The sequence below is a fragment of the Pseudobutyrivibrio xylanivorans DSM 14809 genome (genome assembly GCF_900141825.1).
In the GTDB taxonomy this organism is placed as follows: domain Bacteria; phylum Bacillota; class Clostridia; order Lachnospirales; family Lachnospiraceae; genus Pseudobutyrivibrio; species Pseudobutyrivibrio xylanivorans.
Map to the genome: position 1 here is coordinate 1 of NZ_FQYQ01000007.1, position 20,464 is coordinate 20,464.

The 20,464-nt window shown below is 41.3% G+C and carries 20 protein-coding genes, 1 tRNA gene and 1 rRNA gene; all 22 read right to left on the reverse strand.

The genetic code is table 11. The features are described 5' to 3' along the window. Positions 1–172 (reverse strand): 16S ribosomal RNA (locus BUA88_RS06670); the annotation flags it as partial. A 452-nt stretch (positions 173–624) separates the two neighbouring features. Continuing rightward, entirely contained in the window at positions 625–1,647 is a 1,023-nt protein-coding gene (locus BUA88_RS06675) for a threonine aldolase family protein (RefSeq protein ID WP_072914750.1), read from the reverse strand. Positions 1,648–1,822: 175 nt separating this feature from the next. After that, a tRNA-Ser gene (locus BUA88_RS06680) sits at positions 1,823–1,908 on the reverse strand. Between the two features lie 164 nt (positions 1,909–2,072). Continuing rightward, a complete protein-coding gene (gene ispD, locus BUA88_RS06685; RefSeq protein ID WP_072914755.1) occupies positions 2,073–2,762 on the reverse strand; it encodes a 2-C-methyl-D-erythritol 4-phosphate cytidylyltransferase in 690 nt (229 codons plus the stop codon). Beyond that, positions 2,762–3,787, reverse strand: a complete 1,026-nt coding sequence (gene tsaD / locus BUA88_RS06690) for a tRNA (adenosine(37)-N6)-threonylcarbamoyltransferase complex transferase subunit TsaD (RefSeq protein ID WP_072914759.1) — start codon at positions 3,785–3,787, stop codon at positions 2,762–2,764. Before tsaD ends, ispD begins: the two co-directional genes overlap by 1 nt. Further along, positions 3,777–4,361, reverse strand: coding sequence for a DUF6715 family protein (locus BUA88_RS06695; RefSeq protein WP_072914764.1), 585 nt, complete (start codon positions 4,359–4,361; stop codon positions 3,777–3,779). The genes tsaD and BUA88_RS06695 overlap by 11 nt, the downstream gene beginning before the upstream one ends. A 1-nt stretch (position 4,362) precedes the next feature. Beyond that, entirely contained in the window at positions 4,363–5,274 is a 912-nt protein-coding gene (locus tag BUA88_RS06700; RefSeq protein WP_072914768.1) for a ribonuclease Z, read from the reverse strand. Beyond that, a complete protein-coding gene (gene rimI, locus BUA88_RS06705) occupies positions 5,274–5,720 on the reverse strand; it encodes a ribosomal protein S18-alanine N-acetyltransferase (protein WP_072914773.1) in 447 nt (148 codons plus the stop codon). Before rimI ends, BUA88_RS06700 begins: the two co-directional genes overlap by 1 nt. Next, positions 5,720–6,430 carry a tRNA (adenosine(37)-N6)-threonylcarbamoyltransferase complex dimerization subunit type 1 TsaB gene (gene tsaB, locus BUA88_RS06710; protein WP_072914777.1) on the reverse strand — a complete coding sequence of 237 codons (711 nt, stop codon included), beginning with the start codon at positions 6,428–6,430 and terminating at the stop codon, positions 5,720–5,722. Before tsaB ends, rimI begins: the two co-directional genes overlap by 1 nt. A 3-nt stretch (positions 6,431–6,433) precedes the next feature. Continuing rightward, positions 6,434–6,865, reverse strand: a complete 432-nt coding sequence (tsaE, locus tag BUA88_RS06715) for a tRNA (adenosine(37)-N6)-threonylcarbamoyltransferase complex ATPase subunit type 1 TsaE (RefSeq protein WP_072914782.1) — start codon at positions 6,863–6,865, stop codon at positions 6,434–6,436. Further along, positions 6,862–7,359 carry a YcxB family protein gene (locus BUA88_RS06720; RefSeq protein ID WP_072914785.1) on the reverse strand — a complete coding sequence of 166 codons (498 nt, stop codon included), beginning with the start codon at positions 7,357–7,359 and terminating at the stop codon, positions 6,862–6,864. The genes tsaE and BUA88_RS06720 overlap by 4 nt, the downstream gene beginning before the upstream one ends. A 495-nt stretch (positions 7,360–7,854) precedes the next feature. Beyond that, the gene (locus BUA88_RS06725) at positions 7,855–10,014 is read right to left on the reverse strand and encodes a Tex family protein (protein ID WP_072914789.1); all 2,160 of its coding nucleotides are present in this window, start codon (positions 10,012–10,014) and stop codon (positions 7,855–7,857) included. Between the two features lie 9 nt (positions 10,015–10,023). Further along, positions 10,024–11,070: an acyltransferase family protein gene (locus BUA88_RS06730; RefSeq protein WP_072914798.1), complete on the reverse strand. Its 1,047-nt coding sequence runs from the start codon at positions 11,068–11,070 to the stop codon at positions 10,024–10,026. A 137-nt stretch (positions 11,071–11,207) separates the two neighbouring features. Continuing rightward, a complete protein-coding gene (locus BUA88_RS06735) occupies positions 11,208–11,795 on the reverse strand; it encodes a 50S ribosomal protein L25 (protein WP_072914802.1) in 588 nt (195 codons plus the stop codon). Between the two features lie 204 nt (positions 11,796–11,999). Next, entirely contained in the window at positions 12,000–12,365 is a 366-nt protein-coding gene (locus BUA88_RS06740; RefSeq protein WP_072914806.1) for a DUF1667 domain-containing protein, read from the reverse strand. Between the two features lie 20 nt (positions 12,366–12,385). Then, positions 12,386–13,648: an NAD(P)/FAD-dependent oxidoreductase gene (locus tag BUA88_RS06745; RefSeq protein WP_028248284.1), complete on the reverse strand. Its 1,263-nt coding sequence runs from the start codon at positions 13,646–13,648 to the stop codon at positions 12,386–12,388. Continuing rightward, complete coding sequence (locus tag BUA88_RS06750; protein ID WP_028248285.1) at positions 13,648–15,105, reverse strand: NAD(P)/FAD-dependent oxidoreductase; 1,458 nt, start codon at positions 15,103–15,105, stop codon at positions 13,648–13,650. The genes BUA88_RS06745 and BUA88_RS06750 overlap by 1 nt, the downstream gene beginning before the upstream one ends. A gap of 117 nt (positions 15,106–15,222) precedes the next feature. Then, positions 15,223–15,945: an MIP/aquaporin family protein gene (locus BUA88_RS06755; RefSeq protein ID WP_072914810.1), complete on the reverse strand. Its 723-nt coding sequence runs from the start codon at positions 15,943–15,945 to the stop codon at positions 15,223–15,225. A 191-nt stretch (positions 15,946–16,136) separates the two neighbouring features. After that, positions 16,137–17,636 (reverse strand): glycerol kinase GlpK, encoded by a 1,500-nt coding sequence (gene glpK / locus BUA88_RS06760; protein WP_072914813.1) that lies wholly within the window; start codon positions 17,634–17,636, stop codon positions 16,137–16,139. Positions 17,637–17,702: 66 nt separating this feature from the next. Next, complete coding sequence (locus tag BUA88_RS06765; RefSeq protein WP_072914816.1) at positions 17,703–18,281, reverse strand: glycerol-3-phosphate responsive antiterminator; 579 nt, start codon at positions 18,279–18,281, stop codon at positions 17,703–17,705. A 370-nt stretch (positions 18,282–18,651) separates the two neighbouring features. Beyond that, on the reverse strand, positions 18,652–19,254 hold the full coding sequence (thrH, locus tag BUA88_RS06770; RefSeq protein WP_072914821.1) for a bifunctional phosphoserine phosphatase/homoserine phosphotransferase ThrH: 603 nt from the start codon (positions 19,252–19,254) through the stop codon (positions 18,652–18,654). An 11-nt stretch (positions 19,255–19,265) separates the two neighbouring features. Next, positions 19,266–20,462: a homoserine dehydrogenase gene (locus tag BUA88_RS06775; RefSeq protein ID WP_072914825.1), complete on the reverse strand. Its 1,197-nt coding sequence runs from the start codon at positions 20,460–20,462 to the stop codon at positions 19,266–19,268. Positions 20,463–20,464: the final 2 nt, after the last annotated feature.

The window sequence follows — 20,464 nt, forward strand, 5'->3', positions numbered from 1 at the left end:
CCAACTGTTGTCCCCCTGTACAAGGCAGGTTACCCACGCGTTACTCACCCGTCCGCCACTCAGTCAATAACTCGTCACCCCGAAGGGATCGTAAGAAATTGCTTCGTTCGACTTGCATGTGTTAAGCACGCCGCCAGCGTTCATCCTGAGCCAGGATCAAACTCTCATGTTAAAAAGTTTAATTCCGAATCAGTATAAAACTGACTTCTTTACTAATAAAGGTTTTTGTTTCGTCTTAGAAACTAAATGAATTTCAAGGATACATGTTTTAAAAACTTGTATTAATTCAAGGTTTGTTTCACTGTTCAGTTATCAATCTTCACTTTGTGTTGCTCTCAGCAGCAACTCGTTTATATTATCACGATGCTGGCTGTTTGTCAACAACTTTTTTAATTTATTTTCTTGATTTTCTTAGAAAAACCAAGGGCTGAGCTCGTTCGCGTCAGCTTGTATATAGTATCAAGTGGATGGCTTTTTGTCAAGCACTTTTTACTAATTTTTTCAGCTGTTTTTGTGAGTTATAACTATCACTTTTTCAAGTGTTTTCGCTCACGCGACAGCTTGTTTATAATAGCACCCAGCCCTTTATGTGTCAACATCTTTTTCGATATTTTTTCACTTTTTTCACAGAATCATTTTTAGGGCATTTACCGCCTCATCTGAAGTCGCCCAACTGGTTGCAATTCGTATTACTGTATGACTATTATCATACTTCTCCCAGAAGCCATAGGCCACCTTTTCTCCAAATGTTTTAAGCGCCTCATTCTCCATGACAACAAAGATCTGGTTTGTAGGATTCTCCATAAAAAGCTGATATCCCTTTTGACGAAGATCCTCTCTTATTATAGTAGCCTGTGAAATAGCGTGACGTCCCATTTCCATATATAGGTCATCTGTAAATAATGCACCAAACTGCACACCAAGGAGTCTGCCTTTTGCCAAAAGTGCTCCATGCTGTTTGATTTGAGTAATCATATGCTTAGGGGTATTTCCTTTAGTGAATACAACTGCCTCACCAAAAAGAGCTCCTACTTTTGTTCCTCCTATATAAAATACATCCGCAAAAGAAGCAATATCCGCCATTGTTAACTCATCCTGGGCTGCCAAGCCATATGCCAAGCGAGCTCCATCTATAAACAATGGAATGTCATACTCCTTACATATAGAAGAAACAGCTTCAAGCTCGCTACGAGAATATAGTGTTCCATACTCAGTTGGATAAGATATATATACCATTCCGGGATTAACCATATGTTCATAGCTGTCATCTGCATAATGAGTCTCTAACATATCTTTTAACTCGGCAGCATCAATCTTTCCCTCGTGGGCAGGTAATGTTATAACCTTATGGCCGCTGTACTCTATAGCACCCGCCTCATGACAAGCCACGTGGCCAGTTGCTGCGGCAACTACTCCATCATAATTAGAAAGCATAGAATCTATTACGACCTGATTAGTTTGTGTGCCTCCTACCAGAAAATAAATATCTGCATTTGGACATTTAATATAATCACGAATCTTCTTCTTCGCTTCCGCACAATATTTATCTTCACCATATCCTGGTGTTGAAACAAGATTTGATTCTGTTAACGCTTCAAGAACTTTAGGGTGACACCCTTCAGCATAATCACATGAAAAATATAACATATCCTACCTCCCTGACAATAATCCTATTCGCGCCCCCCTACCGCATTCATAATTGAACTCTTACAGAGTTCTTTCTCGGTGCTTTGCACCTAAAATTATTCATAGCGGCAAGGAGTCACTTATTCTAAGTAACATTTATAAACAAAAAAGGCAACCGCTTTCGCGATTGCCTTAACGCAGAGGGTGGGATTCGAACCCACGCGCCCTTGCGGACAAACGGTTTTCAAGACCGCCTCGTTATGACCACTTCGATACCTCTGCATCTGTATCTCTCGGACACGAATAGTATAATACCATCCGTCTACCCATATGTCAACAAAATATTGTAAGTTTTTTTATAAATTTTTGAATTCGGAATATTGCGACAATAGCACATTTTTCCTAACTTTTCTAGCATATATATTTTGGTCTATATATCACAAGATTTAGTGCTTATTTCTAAGGATTGCTTCGCCAAATGCAATGTCCTCAGGAGTAGTTACTTTGATGTTCATATAAGAACCAGGAATCATATGCACATCATGGTCCGTTGCCTTTTCTACAATCATGGCATCATCTGTAATAGAAGTATCAGCTGATGCTATCACCTTATCATATGCACCGCGGATAAGATTGTACTCAAAACACTGAGGAGTCTGCACTATCCATACATTACTTCTGTCTGGGGTATCAAGAACCTTTCTATGATCATCTGTGAGCTTAACTGTATCCTTTGTAGGCATACCAACAACACATGACTCGTAAAGAGTAACTGCCGACATACATCTGTGAATAACATCAATAGAAACAAAGGCTCTGGCGCAATCATGAATGAGTACATATCCATCATTGATTGCCTGGAGTCCAGCATACACAGAATTATAACGTTCCTCACCACCTTCTACGATGGCTACACACTTAGTAATGTGATATCTTTCAATAATCTCCTTGCGACATTTTTCCACGTCACCAGGTGCAACTACCAAAACAATCTGTGTGACTTTACTTTCCTGAAAGGTCCGTAAGCAATGCACCATCAATGGTGCATCTCCTAATCTCATATATTGTTTTGGAATCTCCTGTTCCATTCGCTTTCCGCTGCCAGCTGCAAGAACTATTGCCGTAAATTTATTCATTATCTCTCACCTAATTTTAAATTTGGTATAGCATTAAGATCCCAACCATCACGTCGACCAGCAAGATACTCGTAATATGCTGCTGCACCAATCATGGCTGCATTATCTGTACAAAGTATAGGCGATGGATGATAGAATTCTACCCCCTTCTCCTGACACATCTTTTCCATGGCACTTCTAAGAGTCTGGTTGGATGCAACGCCTCCGGCGATTGCAAATTTATCCATGCCAAATTCATCAATGGCAAGGGCTGCATGTTCACACAAAGTGTCAATTACAGTCTGTTGGAATGACGCCGCTACATCAGCCTCATTCACAGTCTCACCCTTCATCTGCGCACCATTAATATAATTTAAAACCTGAGATTTCAAACCGCTGAAGGAGAAATCATATACTCCGTCAGAAACCTTAGGTCGTGTAAACTGAATCGCAAAAGGATCACCCTCGTGAGCTGCTTTTTCAATCTTAGGACCACCTGGATAGCCTAATCCGATGGCACGTGCAACTTTATCAAAAGCTTCTCCAGCTGCATCATCTCTGGTGCGGCCAAGGATTTCATATTTACCATAATCAGCCACACGAACAAGATGTGTGTGACCACCTGAAACTACCAAGCAAAGAAATGGCGGCTTCAGTTCTTTGTTCTCAATGTAATTAGCGCTAATGTGACCTTCAATATGATGGACTCCAATAAGAGGTAGCTGCTCCGCAAATGCGATAGCCTTTGCTTCTGCAACACCTACAAGAAGTGCTCCAACAAGACCAGGACCATAGGTAACCGCAATAGCATCCATATCCTCCAAGCCCATGTCAGCCTCTTCAAGAGCCTGCTCTATAACCTGATTAATACGTTCTATATGTTTACGTGATGCGATTTCTGGAACAACGCCACCATAAAGTGTATGAAGTGGTATCTGTGTGGATATCACATTACTTCTAACATCTCTTCCGTTGATAACTACCGCAGCCGCAGTCTCATCGCAGGAACTTTCAATTGCTAATATTTTTATCTCTTTAGTATCCATTTACTTTATCCTCTGAAGACAGCCTCCATGTAAGGATTTTCCAGTTACCATTTTTATCCTTTCTCAAACAGAAGTCCTCGTAGGTACGTTCATAGGTACTCCCTTCCCTGATGAAATAGTTCGTGGAGACGAATGCACACTCATAACCATTAACAGTTTTGTACTGAACCTCTTTAGAATCACTGACCGTCGCTGAAACTATGGTTCGCGAACGGTTCTTAAAATCCTGTATTTCTAAATTAAGAGAAGCTAGATATGTATCCCTTGGATTGTATGCCAATAGCTCATCATCCATGAGAAATCTGGCCTGATCCGCCATCTTTTCAAGCTGACCCTGATCATAATCCTCTGAATAGTAGGCTGAAATAATTCGATTGTACCATTTTACTACCGCTCTAGGTGTGGCAGGATAATCATTCTTAAAATTCTTCGAAATGATAGTCTGCACTTCGGATAACTCTACATTTTCATCTGCTTTAGCCGTGGCATTACGACGTGACAGATAGGTATAGTAGCCTACAATAAGGCATGCCATACAGATAACCGCTATTCCTATTCGCAGTACCTTTTTCATATTACTCCTCCGCAAAATCCAATTCTAAGAACTTGCCATCTTCCCCGAGCTTAGCCTGTGGAAAAATATCACAGACAGCTTTCATATATCTTTTATGACCTGTCATGGATGGTGAGAAATGTGTAAGCCAAAGCTCATTTACATTTGCATCCTTGGCAACCTGAGCCGCCTCATAGAAGGTCATATGCTTATTCTGTTTTGCTTTTGCTAATTTATCTTCCTCTGCATACATGCCCTCGCAGATAAGAAGATCTGAGTTCGCCGCCGCCTCCACAAGGGATTTGGTAGGACGAGTGTCTGTACAATAGGTAACTTTTATACCCTTGCGGGCATCTCCCATAACCATTTCAGGAGTATAGGTCTTTCCTTCGTGTTCTACTGTCTTGCCCTTTTGAAGCGGATTCCATAGTGTTACAGGAAGTCCAAGAGATTTGGCTGCTTCTACATCAAATCGACCTTTTCTTGGAATGTCTATCGTATATCCGTAGCAGAGTACATTGTGGTTAACTCTGAATGCATGGATATGGTAGCCTAATAATTCGAAGCGTTCATCTGCTTCTGTAATCTCGTGAAACTTAATCTCAAAGGGAAGCTCCGGAGCAATTACCCTGAGAGAATTAACCACCTTTTCAAGCCCCTTAGGACCTACGATAGTAATTGGTTCAACTCTGTCTGAATTACCCATGGAAAGTAGCAATCCTGGCAGTCCGCTGATATGATCAGCATGGTAATGTGTAATACATATAATAGAGATTGGGTTCGGTGAGAAGCCCGCTTCTCGAAGAGCAACCTGTGTACCCTCTCCACAATCCACTAACAAGCCCTCTCCATTGAATCTAAATAAACATGAAGTGAGCCATCTATTAGGCAGCGGCATCATGCCTGCTGTGCCTAGTAAACAAACGTCTAACATTAAATAGTCCTTTCAAATTTCATGCAAATGGCGTCTTCCACTGGATTGGAGTAGAAATATTTACGAACGCCAATTTCTTCGAAACCGAAGCTTTCATACAAACGACGAGCTGGGGTATTGCTGACACGCACCTCTAAGAAGATGGTGTCGATTCCACGCGTTTCAAGCTCTTCTAATGATTTGGTGAGAAGCTGACGACCCAGTCCCTGGCCACGATATTTTTCATCTACAACAATATCTGGAAGCTCTGCCTCTGGAGGGGTTAGATAGAAAACGCTGAATGCTGCTATCTGACCATCATCCTCTGCAACCATTATAAATGAATGATCTGAGGAAATTGCTTCTTCGTAAGACTTCAAAGACCAAGGGCAGCTCATGGCTTCATTTTCGATTTCTACTATCGATGGAAGGTCCTTTTCATTTGCAAATCTGTATGTGAAAGCCATTAAGCTTTTCCTTCCTTTTCCATACGCTCTCTTTCTGCCTGAGAAAGACGAAGGTATTCTGGTCTGTGATCTGCTGCAATCTCGCAATCACCATTTGCATAGTAGATTGAACCGAGGCACGCTACTGATGAAGCATGCTGACGGTTAAGGTGCGCTGGCGCAAATCTGTATGGAACCTTAATGATTTCTTTAATCTTATCTTTGAAAACTGGCACCCCATCACCAAGGAAGGTAACTGGCTGACCAGCTTCATTTATCTTTTCTGCTATTTCGGTAAAATCAACTGCACACTGAGCGTGTACAACTGTGAACTCACCGGACTGTTCAAACTTATAAAGACCTGTGTATACCTGACCACGTCTTGCATCTAAGATAGGGCAAATAATTCCGTCGTTTCCCCACATGTTGTAAGCAAGAGCATCTACTGTAGGTACAGAAACGATTGGGCAACCAAGTGAAAGTCCCAAGCCCTTTGCTGTGGCACTGGCGATTCGAAGTCCTGTAAACGAACCAGGGCCTGCAGCTACTGCAATAGCATCTACTGAATTAAGATCCAGTTCTACCATCTTTTTGAGTTCATCAAGCATTGGAAGTAAAGTCTGCGAATGAGTCTTTTTATAGCCTGTAGTGTACTCACCAATTAAATTATCGTCTTCTACGATGGCAACTGAGGCAACGAGACCTGAGCCATCTATTCCTAAAATCTTCATATTCTATATCTGTTCTACCGTAATCCTGCGGTAGTCAAATCCCTTTTCTAAATCTTTTTCGATAGTAATCTGAGTGTAGTGTTCTGGAAGAATGTCTTCGATAAGATTTGCCCACTCGATAAGTGAGACTCCATCTCCATATACATAATCCTCGTAACCAATCTCATCCATTTCCTCTACATCGCCTATACGATATACATCGAAATGGTAGAAAGGCAATCTGCCTGTGTCGTATACCTGCACAATAGTGAAGGTAGGGCTACAGATGGCCTCATCAATGTGAAGACCTGTGGCAAACCCCTGAGTGAACACTGTCTTGCCAACACCCAAATCTCCAATAAGTGTAAATACCTGCCCTGGTGTGGCTGCTTCGCCAAGCTTTCTGCCAAGGGCATCTGTTTCTTTTGGTGAATTAGTTTCGAATATTTCTATCATTTTATTTGTAATTTGTAATCCTCTACGTGATTTTTAATGTAATCAACAGCTGGTTCATACACATCTCCAATGTCTTCTTTTGGAATGATATAAGCATTTACCCTGTTGCTGTAAATAAGAAGATACTCCTTCCAAGTGGCTACTTTGAATACATACTCCCATGGAAGCTCTGCTGGCTCCTCTGAAGTAGGCGATGATACAACAATGCCTGTATCCTTAAGCTGATACTTAATCGGGTGCTTGAACACCTCCTGCTGCATCTGAAGCTTAGCTCTGGTCTTCAGGGTAAATGGCATGTAAAAAATAATAATTGCAGCAAATAAAACATATGCCATTCGCCAAAACACTGGTAATGTATCAAATTTTAGCATTAATACAAGTAGTAATAGTATTCCAAGTGTAAGGGACATGATACGCTGTCCTAAGGCATGGTGCCAATTGAATCTGAATAAATCTTCTTCTTTTATTTGGGTTTCAAAGCTAATGTTTTCCATAATGCACGTATTCTCCCTATTTTTCTTTATTTTATCATATATATAATTATTTCAACAAGTTTCTATTCTAGATAGTTTCTATTCAGCTTACATTCGCAAAATCGCAGCTGCGCTGCTTTTGCTCTCTGCATAAACCTTTTAGCTTTTGTTTCTATTCAGCTTACATTCGCAAAATCGCAGCTGCGCTGCTTTTCTTTTGCTCATGTAAGGTTCTCGCAAAGTAAAAATATGGACGCCAGTGAATGCAAGCATTCCCTGGCGTCCATATTTTTACTTTGCTCTGAATAGAAACAAAAAAGAGCGAGTCGAAACCCCTAACGACTCACTCAAACCTTATCTCCTAAAAAGCAAACTCACTGTTACTTTTCTCGACTAAGGAAAGTATAGAATTACTAGTAATTAATGTCAACAGTTTGCCCCTTTAAGAGTATTATTTTGTAAAAATATGACAATTTCAGTTGTTAATATCTGTATAGGATTACAACACTTAAACCTTTAACCTTTCTTAGCTTTATTGAGCTTCATCGTGAGTGCAATTCTGCCCTTCTTTTCATCAACAGATAAAACCTCAACATCAACGATATCTCCAACTGAAACCACCTCAAGCGGATGCTTGATATAACGGTCTGTCATCTGAGAAATATGTACTAATCCATCCTGATGAACACCGATATCAATGAAAGCACCAAAGTCGATTACATTACGAACTGTACCCTTAAGCTGCATGCCTGGCTTAAGATCTTTCATCTCAAGAACATCGCTCTTAAGGATTGGCTTTGGCATATCTTCACGAGGATCACGGCCTGGCTTTTCAAGCTCCTTAACAATATCCTCTAAAGTCATCTCACCAACGCCAAGTTCTGTGGATAAAGCCTTTATGTCAGAAATGCTCTTGTGGATATCCTTAAGTGTGCCTGCTGCAATATCCTTTGTATCAAAGCCTAGTTTCTCAAGAAGTGCTTTAGCTGCATCATAGCTTTCTGGATGAACAGCTGTGGCATCAAGTGGATTCTTTCCACCTGTAATACGCATGAAGCCTGCGCACTGCTCGAAGGCTTTTGGCCCAAGCTTTGGTACCTTTTTAAGCTCAGCACGTGAATTGAAACGACCATTAGCCTCACGGTATTCAACAATGTTCTTTGCAAGAGTTTTGTTGATACCTGAAACATACTCTAAAAGTGAAGCTGAGGCTGTATTAAGATCTACACCTACGGCGTTAACGCAAGTCTCTACTACGCCTGCGAGAGTCTCATCAAGCTTCTTCTGATTCATGTCATGCTGATACTGACCAACACCTACAGATTTTGGATCAATCTTTACAAGCTCAGCAAGTGGATCCTGAAGACGACGCGCCATGGATGTAGCACTACGCTGTCCTACGTCGAAATTAGGGAACTCCTCTGTAGCTAACTTGCTGGCAGAATAAACCGAAGCACCTGCCTCATTTACAATAATGTATTCAACCTTTTCGGGAATCTCTTTAAGCATATCTACAATAATCTGCTCAGACTCACGGCTGGCTGTACCATTACCAAGAGAAATGAGAGATACGTTGTATTTCTTAATAAGGCCTTTGATAACCTTCTTTGTCTCCTCAACTTTGTTCTGAGGTGCTGTTGGATAAACAACAGTAGTATCGAGAACCTTTCCTGTTGCATCAACTACCGCAATCTTACAACCTGTACGGAAAGCTGGGTCCCAACCAAGGACATTGCGGCCAGCAATTGGAGGCTGCATGAGAAGCTGTGTAAGATTCTTTCCGAATACCTTGATAGCTCCGTCCTCTGCCATCTCTGTAAGGTTATTTCTAATTTCATTTTCAATAGAAGGTGCAATAAGTCTTGTGTATGCATCCTCGATTGTATCGATGAGAGCCTGATTCGTATTTACGTTATCGCGACTGATGATTTTCTTCTGAAGGTAGTTAAGAATATCCTCGACAGGAGCTTCAATGCTCACCTTGAGGATTTTCTCCTTTTCACCACGATTGAGAGCAAGGATTCTGTGTCCTGGAAGCTTTGCGATAGCTTCATCATAATCATAGTAATTCTCGTAAACTGATTCTGCCTCAGCATCCTTTGCCTTTGAAACAATACGGCCATTCTTGAAAGTCTTTTCACGAATCCAGGTACGATAATCTGCATCGTCAGAAATGCTTTCAGCGATAATATCGCAGGCACCTGCAATAGCTTCCTCAGGTGTATTAACCTCTTTTTCTGGATTGATGAAAGCTTTTGCCTCGTCTGTGAGGGACTTATCTGTCATCTGAAGGATGATGATGTTTGCAAGTGGTTCCAAGCCCTTTTCCTTAGCGATAGTTGCACGAGTGCGACGCTTTGGGCGGTAAGGACGATATAAGTCATCAACAGCTACCTGTGTCTCTGCTTCAAGAATTGCCTTTTTAAGCTCTTCTGTGAGAAGTCCCTGCTCTTCGATAGAAGCAAGGCATGTAGCTTTTTTATCTTCAAGGTTTCTTAAATATGTGAGACGCTCTGAGAGAGCACGAAGCTGCTCGTCATTAAGACCGCCTGTAACTTCCTTTCTGTATCGTGAGATGAAAGGAACTGTGTTGCCCTCATCTAATAATTTTATTGCAGCATCAACCTGCTGTGGGCGAACCTGTAATTCAGTTGCTATTTTTTTAGTAATATCCATGATGTACTCCTATTTAAAAATTTTCTTCACACGTGATGAAAGATTACGAACGAGAATTGACGCTGACCAGGTGATGAATATGCACGCTAAGAGCAACGCAAAGATTTCTCGATGATTGTAAGCTTCTACCGATAAATGTGAATAGAATAAAATCATTATTCTATGATGTAATAAAATCACATACCAGCTAATGCCAGAGATGTAAGTTATTAACGTATATACGAATTTGTCGGATGGGATTTCCACATCACGAAGTGCAACAAGCATTGTCATACTGATTGCAAAATAAATAAGCTCGTTTTGTTCCTGAGTAAGCTTCATCCATTCTAAGGATGGAACAAAGCCTATGAGGCAGAAATATATAAATATCAGTGCTGAAAGGACTGCACATACTAATCTTAGCTTTGTGTTAATCTTTTCATCTCCGAGCTGCTGAAGAAGCATCCCAATGTAGAAATACACAATTATGAAAAGAGGATTCATCAACTGTGTAAATGGGAATGGATTGTACACAAGAAGAGCAATGACATACCATACCAATAAAACTGCAAGTGTGATGAATTTAAATTTCTTAAGTAATTTTGCAAGAACTGGAAACAGAGCATAGCAAATTACTATGCAGGACATGAACCACTCTCCTATGAGATAAAAATCTGCTGTGACAAGCTGTGCAACTCCATCTATTCCCGCAAGGGTGAAGAGGAATCTGCTAATAGGAAGATCGTGTCCTACCACCTGATTATTTACTAAAAAGCAAACCACAAACATCAATGTGTATGCTACATAAAATGGAATGAACAGTCCCTTAAACCTTCTTAAATAATATTTTCCAAGGGGAAGCTCGTCCTCATGATTGTACATTAGGGCGTAGCCTGAAATTACAAACAAAAACAAGCTGGCTGGACGAGCCAAAATATTGAAGAAATAATTGTAGCCAAACATTGCACCATCTGTGCCACCAGCTGTAACTATGTACTCAACAAAGAAATGATAAAAGAATATAAAAATTACTCCGATATCACGCAGGATATCAAGACCTATGATTCGTTTTTTCATATATACTCTCCTAGAATTATTTTCTAGATAAGTATATTAAAAATGGATTGGGATAGCAACTTCATCATACTAACTCCCACTTGTCAAAATCCATATAAAAAGGAGCCTCCGAGCGGAGACTCCATATTGATAACTCTCTATGATGCTGCCTGAGTAGAATCCTCTTCTTCCTCTGCATCTGCAACTTTATTCTTTGCTGCAATAACCTCAACAACTACCTGATCAGCTCTTGTGGTTACTTCAACCTTCTTGTTCTTTGTTATTGCCAAATCAGCAACTGTAACTGTATCACCTAGTCTAAGTGAACTACAATCAATTTCAATCTTCTCAACTACATCCTCAGCCTTTGCCTTGTAAGCAACTTCTGAAAGCAGCTGCTCTAAAACACCTTCTGTAACAGCTTCCTTGTTTTCAAGAACAACCTCTGCTGTTGCATGGATAACCTCGCCTTTTACGAGCTCCTGGAAATCCATCTCTAAAATCTGATGCTTTGCTGCATCGAAATGCAATTCCTTTAATAACACATTGTACTTCTTTCCTTCCAAGTCAAGGGTCATCTGAGTGTGCTTACTCTTCCTAAGAGCCTCAGCCTCTTTAACCTCGAACTGGAGTGGGATTGATTGCTCGATATCTCTACCGAACAGGTTACCTGTAACGTAGCCTTCTCTTCTCAACCTCTTTGCTTTCTTTTCCATGTCACGTCTTTGTACCTTGTAAGTATCCATTTGTCTCTTCCTCCTAAAATACAAATATTTGAGCAGGGAAATTTGCGGAATGTCGATATTCAATTGGCGTTTCGTTTGTTTCTCGTGTTCGACTATGTTATAGTACTCTTTTTTCAAATAGTCAAGCCCTGAAATAGGAAGTCTTTTGATAATTCTTCTGAATAATACAAAAATGACTGACACTAAGTGCCAGTCATTTTCATTTTATAGTGCCTCTACATTTCTTGTTGCTACAACATCTACGCCGGTTCCGCAAACGTCTTTAACAACTACATCTCCGATATGAACTGGAGCTTTCATGACTGCTGCATCAATCTCCTTCATAACGTCAGCAATCTTGTCCTTTGGAATGTTGGACTTTGTCTTAACTGAAACACGTGGCTTATCCCCTCCTAAGATAACAGCTGTAGATGTAACTGTTCTCTCAGGATGTGTTACTTCGTTTTTAGCGTAATTCTCGCCGATTTTGCAAGTGTTACCTGTTACAGATAAAACCTCGCCATTTTCTAATTCTACTGTAATCTGGCAACCCATTGGACAGCCGATACATGTTAATTCTCTTTTTTCCATAATCTATCTGCCGCCTCCTTTTACTCTGCTTCAATCTTTACTGTGATTTTCTTTAAACCTGGCTTTTCAGCAAGCTTGTCCTTGAGAAGGATAACCTGCTCCATTTCGCCTGGTGCCATGATACGCTTCTTATTGTGCATTACTCTCTCGTCATCGAAGTAAACACTTACATATGAATCTTTATAAACTGCGCCAACACGGAAACGAACTGTAAGCTTATCATCCATTCTGTCTACATTAATTGTAGATGGAACTGTATAGCGAGCGCCTTCTGTTGCAACAATTTCAATGTCAGCTGCTCCATCAGAAAGCTCTCCCTTAACAAACTTAGCGGCGTTCTGACCTGCTCTGTCTGCTTCCTCAGAAACATAATCAACAAGATCATGTACGTGAAGAACGTTACCACAGGCAAATACGCCAGGGATATTTGTCTCAAGAGACTCATTTACAACTGGGCCGCTTGTGATAGGGCTCATCTCAACACCTGCTGTTCTCGAAAGCTCATTCTCTGGAATAAGTCCACAAGAAAGAAGAAGAGTATCGCAAGTATATCTTTCCTCTGTACCTGGGATTGGCTTGCCCTTGTTATCAACTGCTGCAATTGTAACTGCTGTAAGGTGCTCCTTGCCCTCGATATCAACAACTGTGTGACTCAACTTAAGTGGAATACCAAAGTCATCAAGACACTGAACTATATTTCTCTTTAAGCCTCCTGAGTATGGCATAAGCTCTGCTACAACCTTTACCTTTGCCCCTTCAAGTGTCATACGACGTGCCATGATAAGTCCGATATCACCAGAGCCAAGAATAACTACCTCACGACCAGGCATGTAACCTTCGATATTAACAAGACGCTGAGCTGTACCTGCTGAGAAGATACCAGCTGGTCTGTAGCCTGGAATGTTTAAAGCTCCTCTTGGACGCTCGCGGCATCCCATTGCAAGGATAACTGCGCCAGCCTTAATCTGGTACATACCATCCTCACGGCTCATAGCCGTAACAACTCTATCACCTGAAATATCCATTACCATTGTGTTGAGCTTGTACTCAATCTTAGCGTCGAGGACCTTCTCGATGAAACGGTAAGCATACTCTGGGCCTGTAAGCTCCTCTTTAAATGTGTGTAGACCAAAACCATTGTGGATGCACTGATTAAGGATACCACCAAGCTCTTTATCTCTCTCTAAAATAAGAATTTTATCTACACCAGCGTTTCTTGCTGCAACTGCAGCTGCAAGACCTGCTGGGCCACCGCCAACAATAACAATATCATAATTCAACATTACTGCTCGCCTCCCTTCTGATTCTTGGTGCGCTCAATAACAATGTTTGAACGTCCACCGCTCTTTGTAATCTCTTCATACTTAAGGCCGAGCTCTCTATGAAGAATTTCCATTGTCTTAGGAGAACAGAAGCCTGCCTGGCATCTTCCCATTCCAGCACGTGTTCTTCTCTTAACACCATCAAGAGAACGAGCACCTAAAGGTCTATGAATCGCATCAAGAATTTCTCCCTCTGAAATGGATTCACAGCGGCAAATGATGTTACCATATGCTGGATTTTTCTTAATCAACTCATTTCTTTCTTCTACTGAAAGGTCTGCTGGGTTCATAACATCCTTACGTGTGCTAATCCAGTTAGCCTTTGGAGTAAGTCCCATCATATCCTTTAACATATTTCCTACCATCTCACCAATAGCTGGGCTTGATGTAAGACCTGGTGACTCGATGGCTGCACAATCAATAAAGTGTGGGGCGCCATCAACTTCGCCGATAATAAACTCGTGACGAGCCTCGTGCGCGCGAAGGCCTGCAAATGATGTGATAACCTTTCTCATTGGAAGGTTCTTTACGTGGTCATTTGCCTTTGCAATAAGGTCATTGATTCCGTCAGCTGTTGTGTTTGTACCTTCTTTATCTTCGATATCGATAGCTGTAGGACCAACGATAAGATTGCCGTGAACAGTAGGTGATACAAGAACACCCTTACCAAGGTTAGTAGGCTGTGGGAAGATTGTGTGACTAACATGACCACCCACTTCCTTATCAAGGAGGCAATAGTCTCCGCGACGAGGAATGATTTCAATCTTATCATCATCCTTGCTAACCATGTTATGGATAACACCAGAATAAACACCTGCTGCATTTACTACATATCTAGAAACATACTCACCATTGTTGGTGCGAATGTGCCATAATCCATCTTTATCTTTTACAATATTCTCAACCTTAGTATTGAATCTAAAGTCGACTCCGTTTACATTTGCGTTTTCTGCCATTGCAATGCAAAGCTTGAATGGGCAGATGATACCGCCAGTTGGTGCATATAAAGCCCCCTCAACATTATCTGAAAGGTTTGGCTCCATCTTAAGAGCCTCCTCACGTGTAAGAATCTTTAATCCTTTTACACCATTTTTAACGCCTCTGTCATAAAGGTCCTGAAGTCCTGGGAGTGCCTCCTTATGGATGCAAACAACCATAGATCCATTTCGTTTGAACGGAATGTCCAAATCACGGCAAAGGTCGTCCATCATCTCATTTCCACGTACATTTAATTTAGCCATTAACGAACCTGCTGCAGCATCAAAACCTGCATGAACAATTGCAGAATTTGCTTTTGATGTACCCTCACATACATCCTCACACTTTTCAAGAACACAGACGTTAGCTTCGAAACGTGAGAGTTCCCTTGCAATTGCGCTTCCTGAAACGCCTGCGCCTATGATTATGACATCATACAACATATTTTTTCTCCTTCTAATAAAACTTATAAAATAAGGCGAGAGAAATAAACTACGTCCCCCGTAGTCTCATTATTCTCTCGCCTCAATGAACCACTATTTAATTATATTTATATTTTAGCCAAACATCTGAGCAGCTGCAAGTGCATTATAAAGAAGCGATGCAACAATACCGCCGCAGATAGGTGCTACTGCTGGAATCCAACCATAGCTCCAGTTACCGTTCTTCTTGCCAAAGTTTGGTGCAAGACAAAGGTAAGCAATACGAGGAGCTGTATCTCTTGCTGCGTTCATTGCGTATCCTGTAAGACCACCAAATGAAGCACCACAAGCAACGATTACGCCGTAAACAAGTACCCAAACTGTACGGTCAGAACCTGCTGGAATAAGAGCAAGTGTAAATACAAGTACAAATGTAGCTACAAACTCTGAAAGGAAATTCAAAGCCTGATTTGGAATTGAAGGTGCTGTACAGAAGCATCCTCTAACAACATCATCTTCAGCTGTTGCCTTGATATGATCGCTGTAAAGAAGAATAAGGATAGCTGCGCCAACAAAACCACCAAGCATCTGTGCAACAATCTGTCCAGGAACTGTGCTCCAGTCACCTGATCTAATTGCAATACCAATTGTAACTGCAGGGTTGAATGCTGAAGGACATCCTGTGAAGTTGCTCATTGCAAATGCAGGAACCATAACTGCCATTCCCCAACCGATAAGGATGTGAACAGCTCCGCCGCCCTTGAATCCTGACTTGTTCAATGAAACATTACAGCAAACACCATCTCCGAGTAATACCAGTAAAATAGTACCTATAAACTCGCCTACATAAACTGACATAAAAATTTCCCCCTTACTTAAAATATAATATTTATAAGCACCCAATAAATATAACATGCTCCCGCAGGCCAACTTCCATACTCGGGCAAGGGAACTCCCCTAAAGGGGCACCCTCCTTCCCCGGCATGGAGCCTTCCTGCTCGCGCTTGCCAACTTTCCGAAGGGTGCTTATTGTTCAATTTTTTAACGACTTATTCTTTAGCCCAGCCGCGTGTAGCTGCTACAGCCTTTGCCCAGCCCTTAAGAGCAGCTGTTCTATCAGCATTTGTCATCTCTGGCTTGAACTCTCGATCAACCGACCAGTTCTGGATAACGTCTTCTTTGCTCTTCCAATATCCAACTGCAAGACCTGCAAGGTAAGCAGCACCCATAGCTGTTGTCTCAACACAGCTTGGACGAAGAACGTCAGTGTTGATGATATCAGACTGGAACTGCATCAAGAAGTTGTTGTTTGATGCGCCACCGTCAACCTTGAGAGCTGTAAGATGCTTTCCAGAGTCGAGCTCCATAGCATGAAGAACATCGTATGTCTGATAAGCAAGAGACTCAAGTGTTGCTCTGATAAGGTGATATTTATTTACACCACGTGTAAGACCTGTGATAGCTCCACGTGCGTATGGATCCCAGTAAGGAGCACCGAGACCTGTGAAAGCAGGTACAACATAGCATCCATTTGTATCCTTAACACGAGTAGCGAAGTACTCTGAATCTGGTGAAGAATCTACAATCTTTAACTCGTCACGGAGCCACTGGATAGCAGCACCAGCAACGTATACAGAACCTTCAAGTGCGTATGTAACCTTTCCATCTAATCCCCATGCGATGGTTGTAAGAAGGTCATTCTTAGAGAAGATTGGCTTCTCACCTGTGTTCATAAGCATGAAACAGCCTGTTCCGTATGTATTCTTTGCCTCGCCTTCCTTGTAGCATGTCTGTCCGAAAAGAGCTGCCTGCTGATCACCAGCAGCACCAGCGATACGGATAGGACCGCCAAAGAATTCTGGATCTGACTCACCATAGATGCAGCTTGAAGGCTTAACCTCTGGAAGCATGCTCTTTGGAATATCAAGAATCTGGCAAAGCTCATCATCCCACTCAAGAGTGTTGATGTTGAATAATAATGTACGGCTAGCGTTAGAGTAATCTGTAACGTGTACTTTGCCCTTTGTAAGCTTGAAGATTAACCATGAATCTACAGTACCAAAGCAAAGCTCTCCTTTCTCTGCTCTTTCACGAGCGCCCTCTACATTATCAAGGATCCAACGGATCTTTGTTCCTGAGAAATATGGGTCAAACTTAAGACCTGTCTTCTGCTGGAACTTCTCAACGATGCCTGGAATCTTTCCCTTCATCTGCTCAGCCCAGTCAGCTGTACGACGGCACTGCCATACGATAGCGTGTGTGATAGGCTGTCCTGTTGCTCTATCCCAAACGATAACTGTCTCACGCTGATTAGTGATACCGATTGCTGCGATATCCTCTGACTTAGCACCAATTTTTCTCATAGCCTCACGTGCTACAGAAAGCTGTGTCTGCCAGATTTCATTAGCATCATGCTCTACCCAGCCTGGCTGTGGGAAATACTGTGTGAATTCCTTCTGTGCAACAGAGCACATCTCACCTTTCTCATTGAAAAGGATACATCTGTTACTTGTTGTTCCGGCATCGAGCGCCATTACATATTTTGCCATTATTACTCCTCCTTCTTTTGCCTTGTGGCTTTGGCTAATACTAAGGAGTGGCTAAATATGAATCACTTAAAGCTCCCATACCTCTTCGTTCGTAGTAGATACGGCAAGCACCCCATTATTAAGTGCATTCATTACATCATCTCTGTCGCCAATAAGACCTCCTGCTAAAACAGGAACTCTACTGGCTTTATTCACTCTCTTGATAATCTTTGGTAAGACTATTCCTGGAAGAATTTCGATGACATCTGGCTGAGATACTCCGTGCCGGTCTTGCTTTTCTATATTAACAAGAGCCATGCTGTCAATCACAAAATATCTAAGCACTGTATATAAGCCTAACTCCTTTGCCCTTCCGATCAGATTACCTTTGGTGGTGATGATCCCATCAGCCTTGGTGTTGTTTTTGATAAAGTCTACCGAGATTTCTTTGGTATTATTGAGGCCTGCAATCAGGTCTAGATGAACCATTGCGATTTTTCCTGAAGATTTGATTCGTTCCACGATACCTGGAATCGTGCAAACATCTCCATATAGTATGAAGATTATCTCACAATCAGTTTTAATCGCTTTCTCAAGCCCTTTATCATCTTTTATGGCTGCGATAACTGGGTTTGCTTCCAGTTTTTCGATGAAGTCTCTATGCATATCTATTTATACTCCCTCTATTACCCTTATTGTTTTAGGCACAAAAAAAGAACATGCCTAAAGATACAAGAGCTCCAACTCTCGACACAGCCACATTCTCATCTCTCACGGGCATTTATTAACTTTTATATGTAAATGATACACGACACCTGGGTAAAATTCAACATAAAATTTTCACATAATTACCATTACTTGTACATAATTGCTCAAAATTGTCATTGTTATGATATTAACAAACTGTAAATTATGTATAATTTCGTGAGTTTAAGGGATTTTATGTTTAGATAAAATAGACAAGTGTGCGACACAGAAAGATTTTTGGCAAAATTAAAGCAAGTTTTGATAATAGATACCAAAACTTGCTCTTTTGTTATTTTTGAACTTCAATTATTGCGTTGTATAAGTCGTCGTATTCTTCAAAGGCCGGATACTGTGGATAATCCTTCTTGATAGCATCTGTTGTTCTGAATAAGAAGCCTGCCTTTGATGCTTCAATCATTGCAAGATCATTGAAGCTGTCGCCACTGGCAATAGTTTCAAAACCACAGGACTGCAAAGCTCTTACTGTTGTAAGCTTACTCTTGTCGCAGCGCATCTTGTAGCCTGTGATTTCACCATTATCTCCAACGATTAACTCGTTGCAGAAGATTGTAGGCATTCCAAGCTTTTCCATAAGAGGGCCTGCAAACTGTGAAAATGTATCACTAATAATGATAACCTGACCAAAAGCTCTAAGCTTATCTAAAAACTCCTTAGCACCTGGAAGTGGATCGATAGTAGCAATAGTATTCTGGATTTCTTTTAATCCAAGTCCATGCTCTTTTAAAATACCAATTCTATAATTCATGAGCTTGTCGTAATCAGGCTCATCTCTTGTAGTCTTTTTAAGCTCAGGAATGCCTGTTGCCTCGGCAAAAGCAATCCAAATCTCTGGAACCAAAACACCTTCTAAATCTAAGCAAGTAACGTACATGTCTATTCTCCTTATGCCAATCTAATAACTGATATTATTCCACCAAGTGCCGCAATACGTTCGTTGAATTCACGCTCTGTCATCTCTGAAGTAATGAAACCAACTTCATCATCCAAGTCGAGGTTAGCATATTCAACATTCTCGAATTCATTTTCAATATTAGACTGTGAAGCTGTGGCTCTAACAAAATATCTGAACTGCTCCTGGGTTGGATCTGAAAGCTGATACTTTTCTGATGTCCAGCCAATCTTTACATATTTGTCCACATTTTTCGCAAGGAAAACCATATCCCCCACAACAGCTGATGCTGTAGGAAGTGCTCCTGCACCAGCGCCATAATACATAGACTCACCGAGCATATTTCCCTTTACAGAGACTGCGTTCATAACACCTGAAACGTGATATAGCATGTTCTCTGGCTTAACTAAATATGGTGCCACACGACATGCATATTTATCTCCAACCTTAACGCTGCGGGCAATAAGCTTAATGCTTCTTCCCATAGCCTTAGCATATTTGAAATCAGTAGCAGAAATCTTGCTGATTCCCTCTGTAGGAATATCATTGAAATCAACATTTTTTCCTGTAATAAGAGATGTAAGGATGGCAATTTTACGACAGCTGTCAAAACCTTCAACATCTGCTGTTGGGTCCTTCTCAGCATAGCCAAGAGACTGTGCCTCCGCTAAAATCTCTGCATAGTCACTGCCAAACTGCTCCATATTTGTAAGCATGTAGTTAGTAGTACCGTTGCAGATAGCATCAATCTCTTCTATAACATCACCAGTTAAGCAGGCAGTCAGGGTTCTAATAATAGGAATACCGCCACCTACGGCTGCTTCAAACACAAAGTTAACATTGTGCTTTTCTGCAATCTGCATCAGCTCCGCACCCTTATCGGCAACAAGTGCCTTATTAGATGTAGTAACTGATTTACCAGCTTCCAACATTGCCTTCACAAAGGTAAATGCAGGCTCAACACCACCCATTGTCTCGACAACGATTTTGACATCTTTATCTTTTACGATTTCCTTGTAATCCTTAACAAAACATTTTTCGTTAGGGTCACCAGGAAAATCTCTAAGGTCAAGAATATATTTAAGCTCAAGTGGCTCACCAATTCTCTCTGCCAAGATGTCTTTGTTTGTCTCAAGAACCTTTGCTACTCCGGAACCGATAGTTCCATATCCCATAATTGCTGCTTTCATCC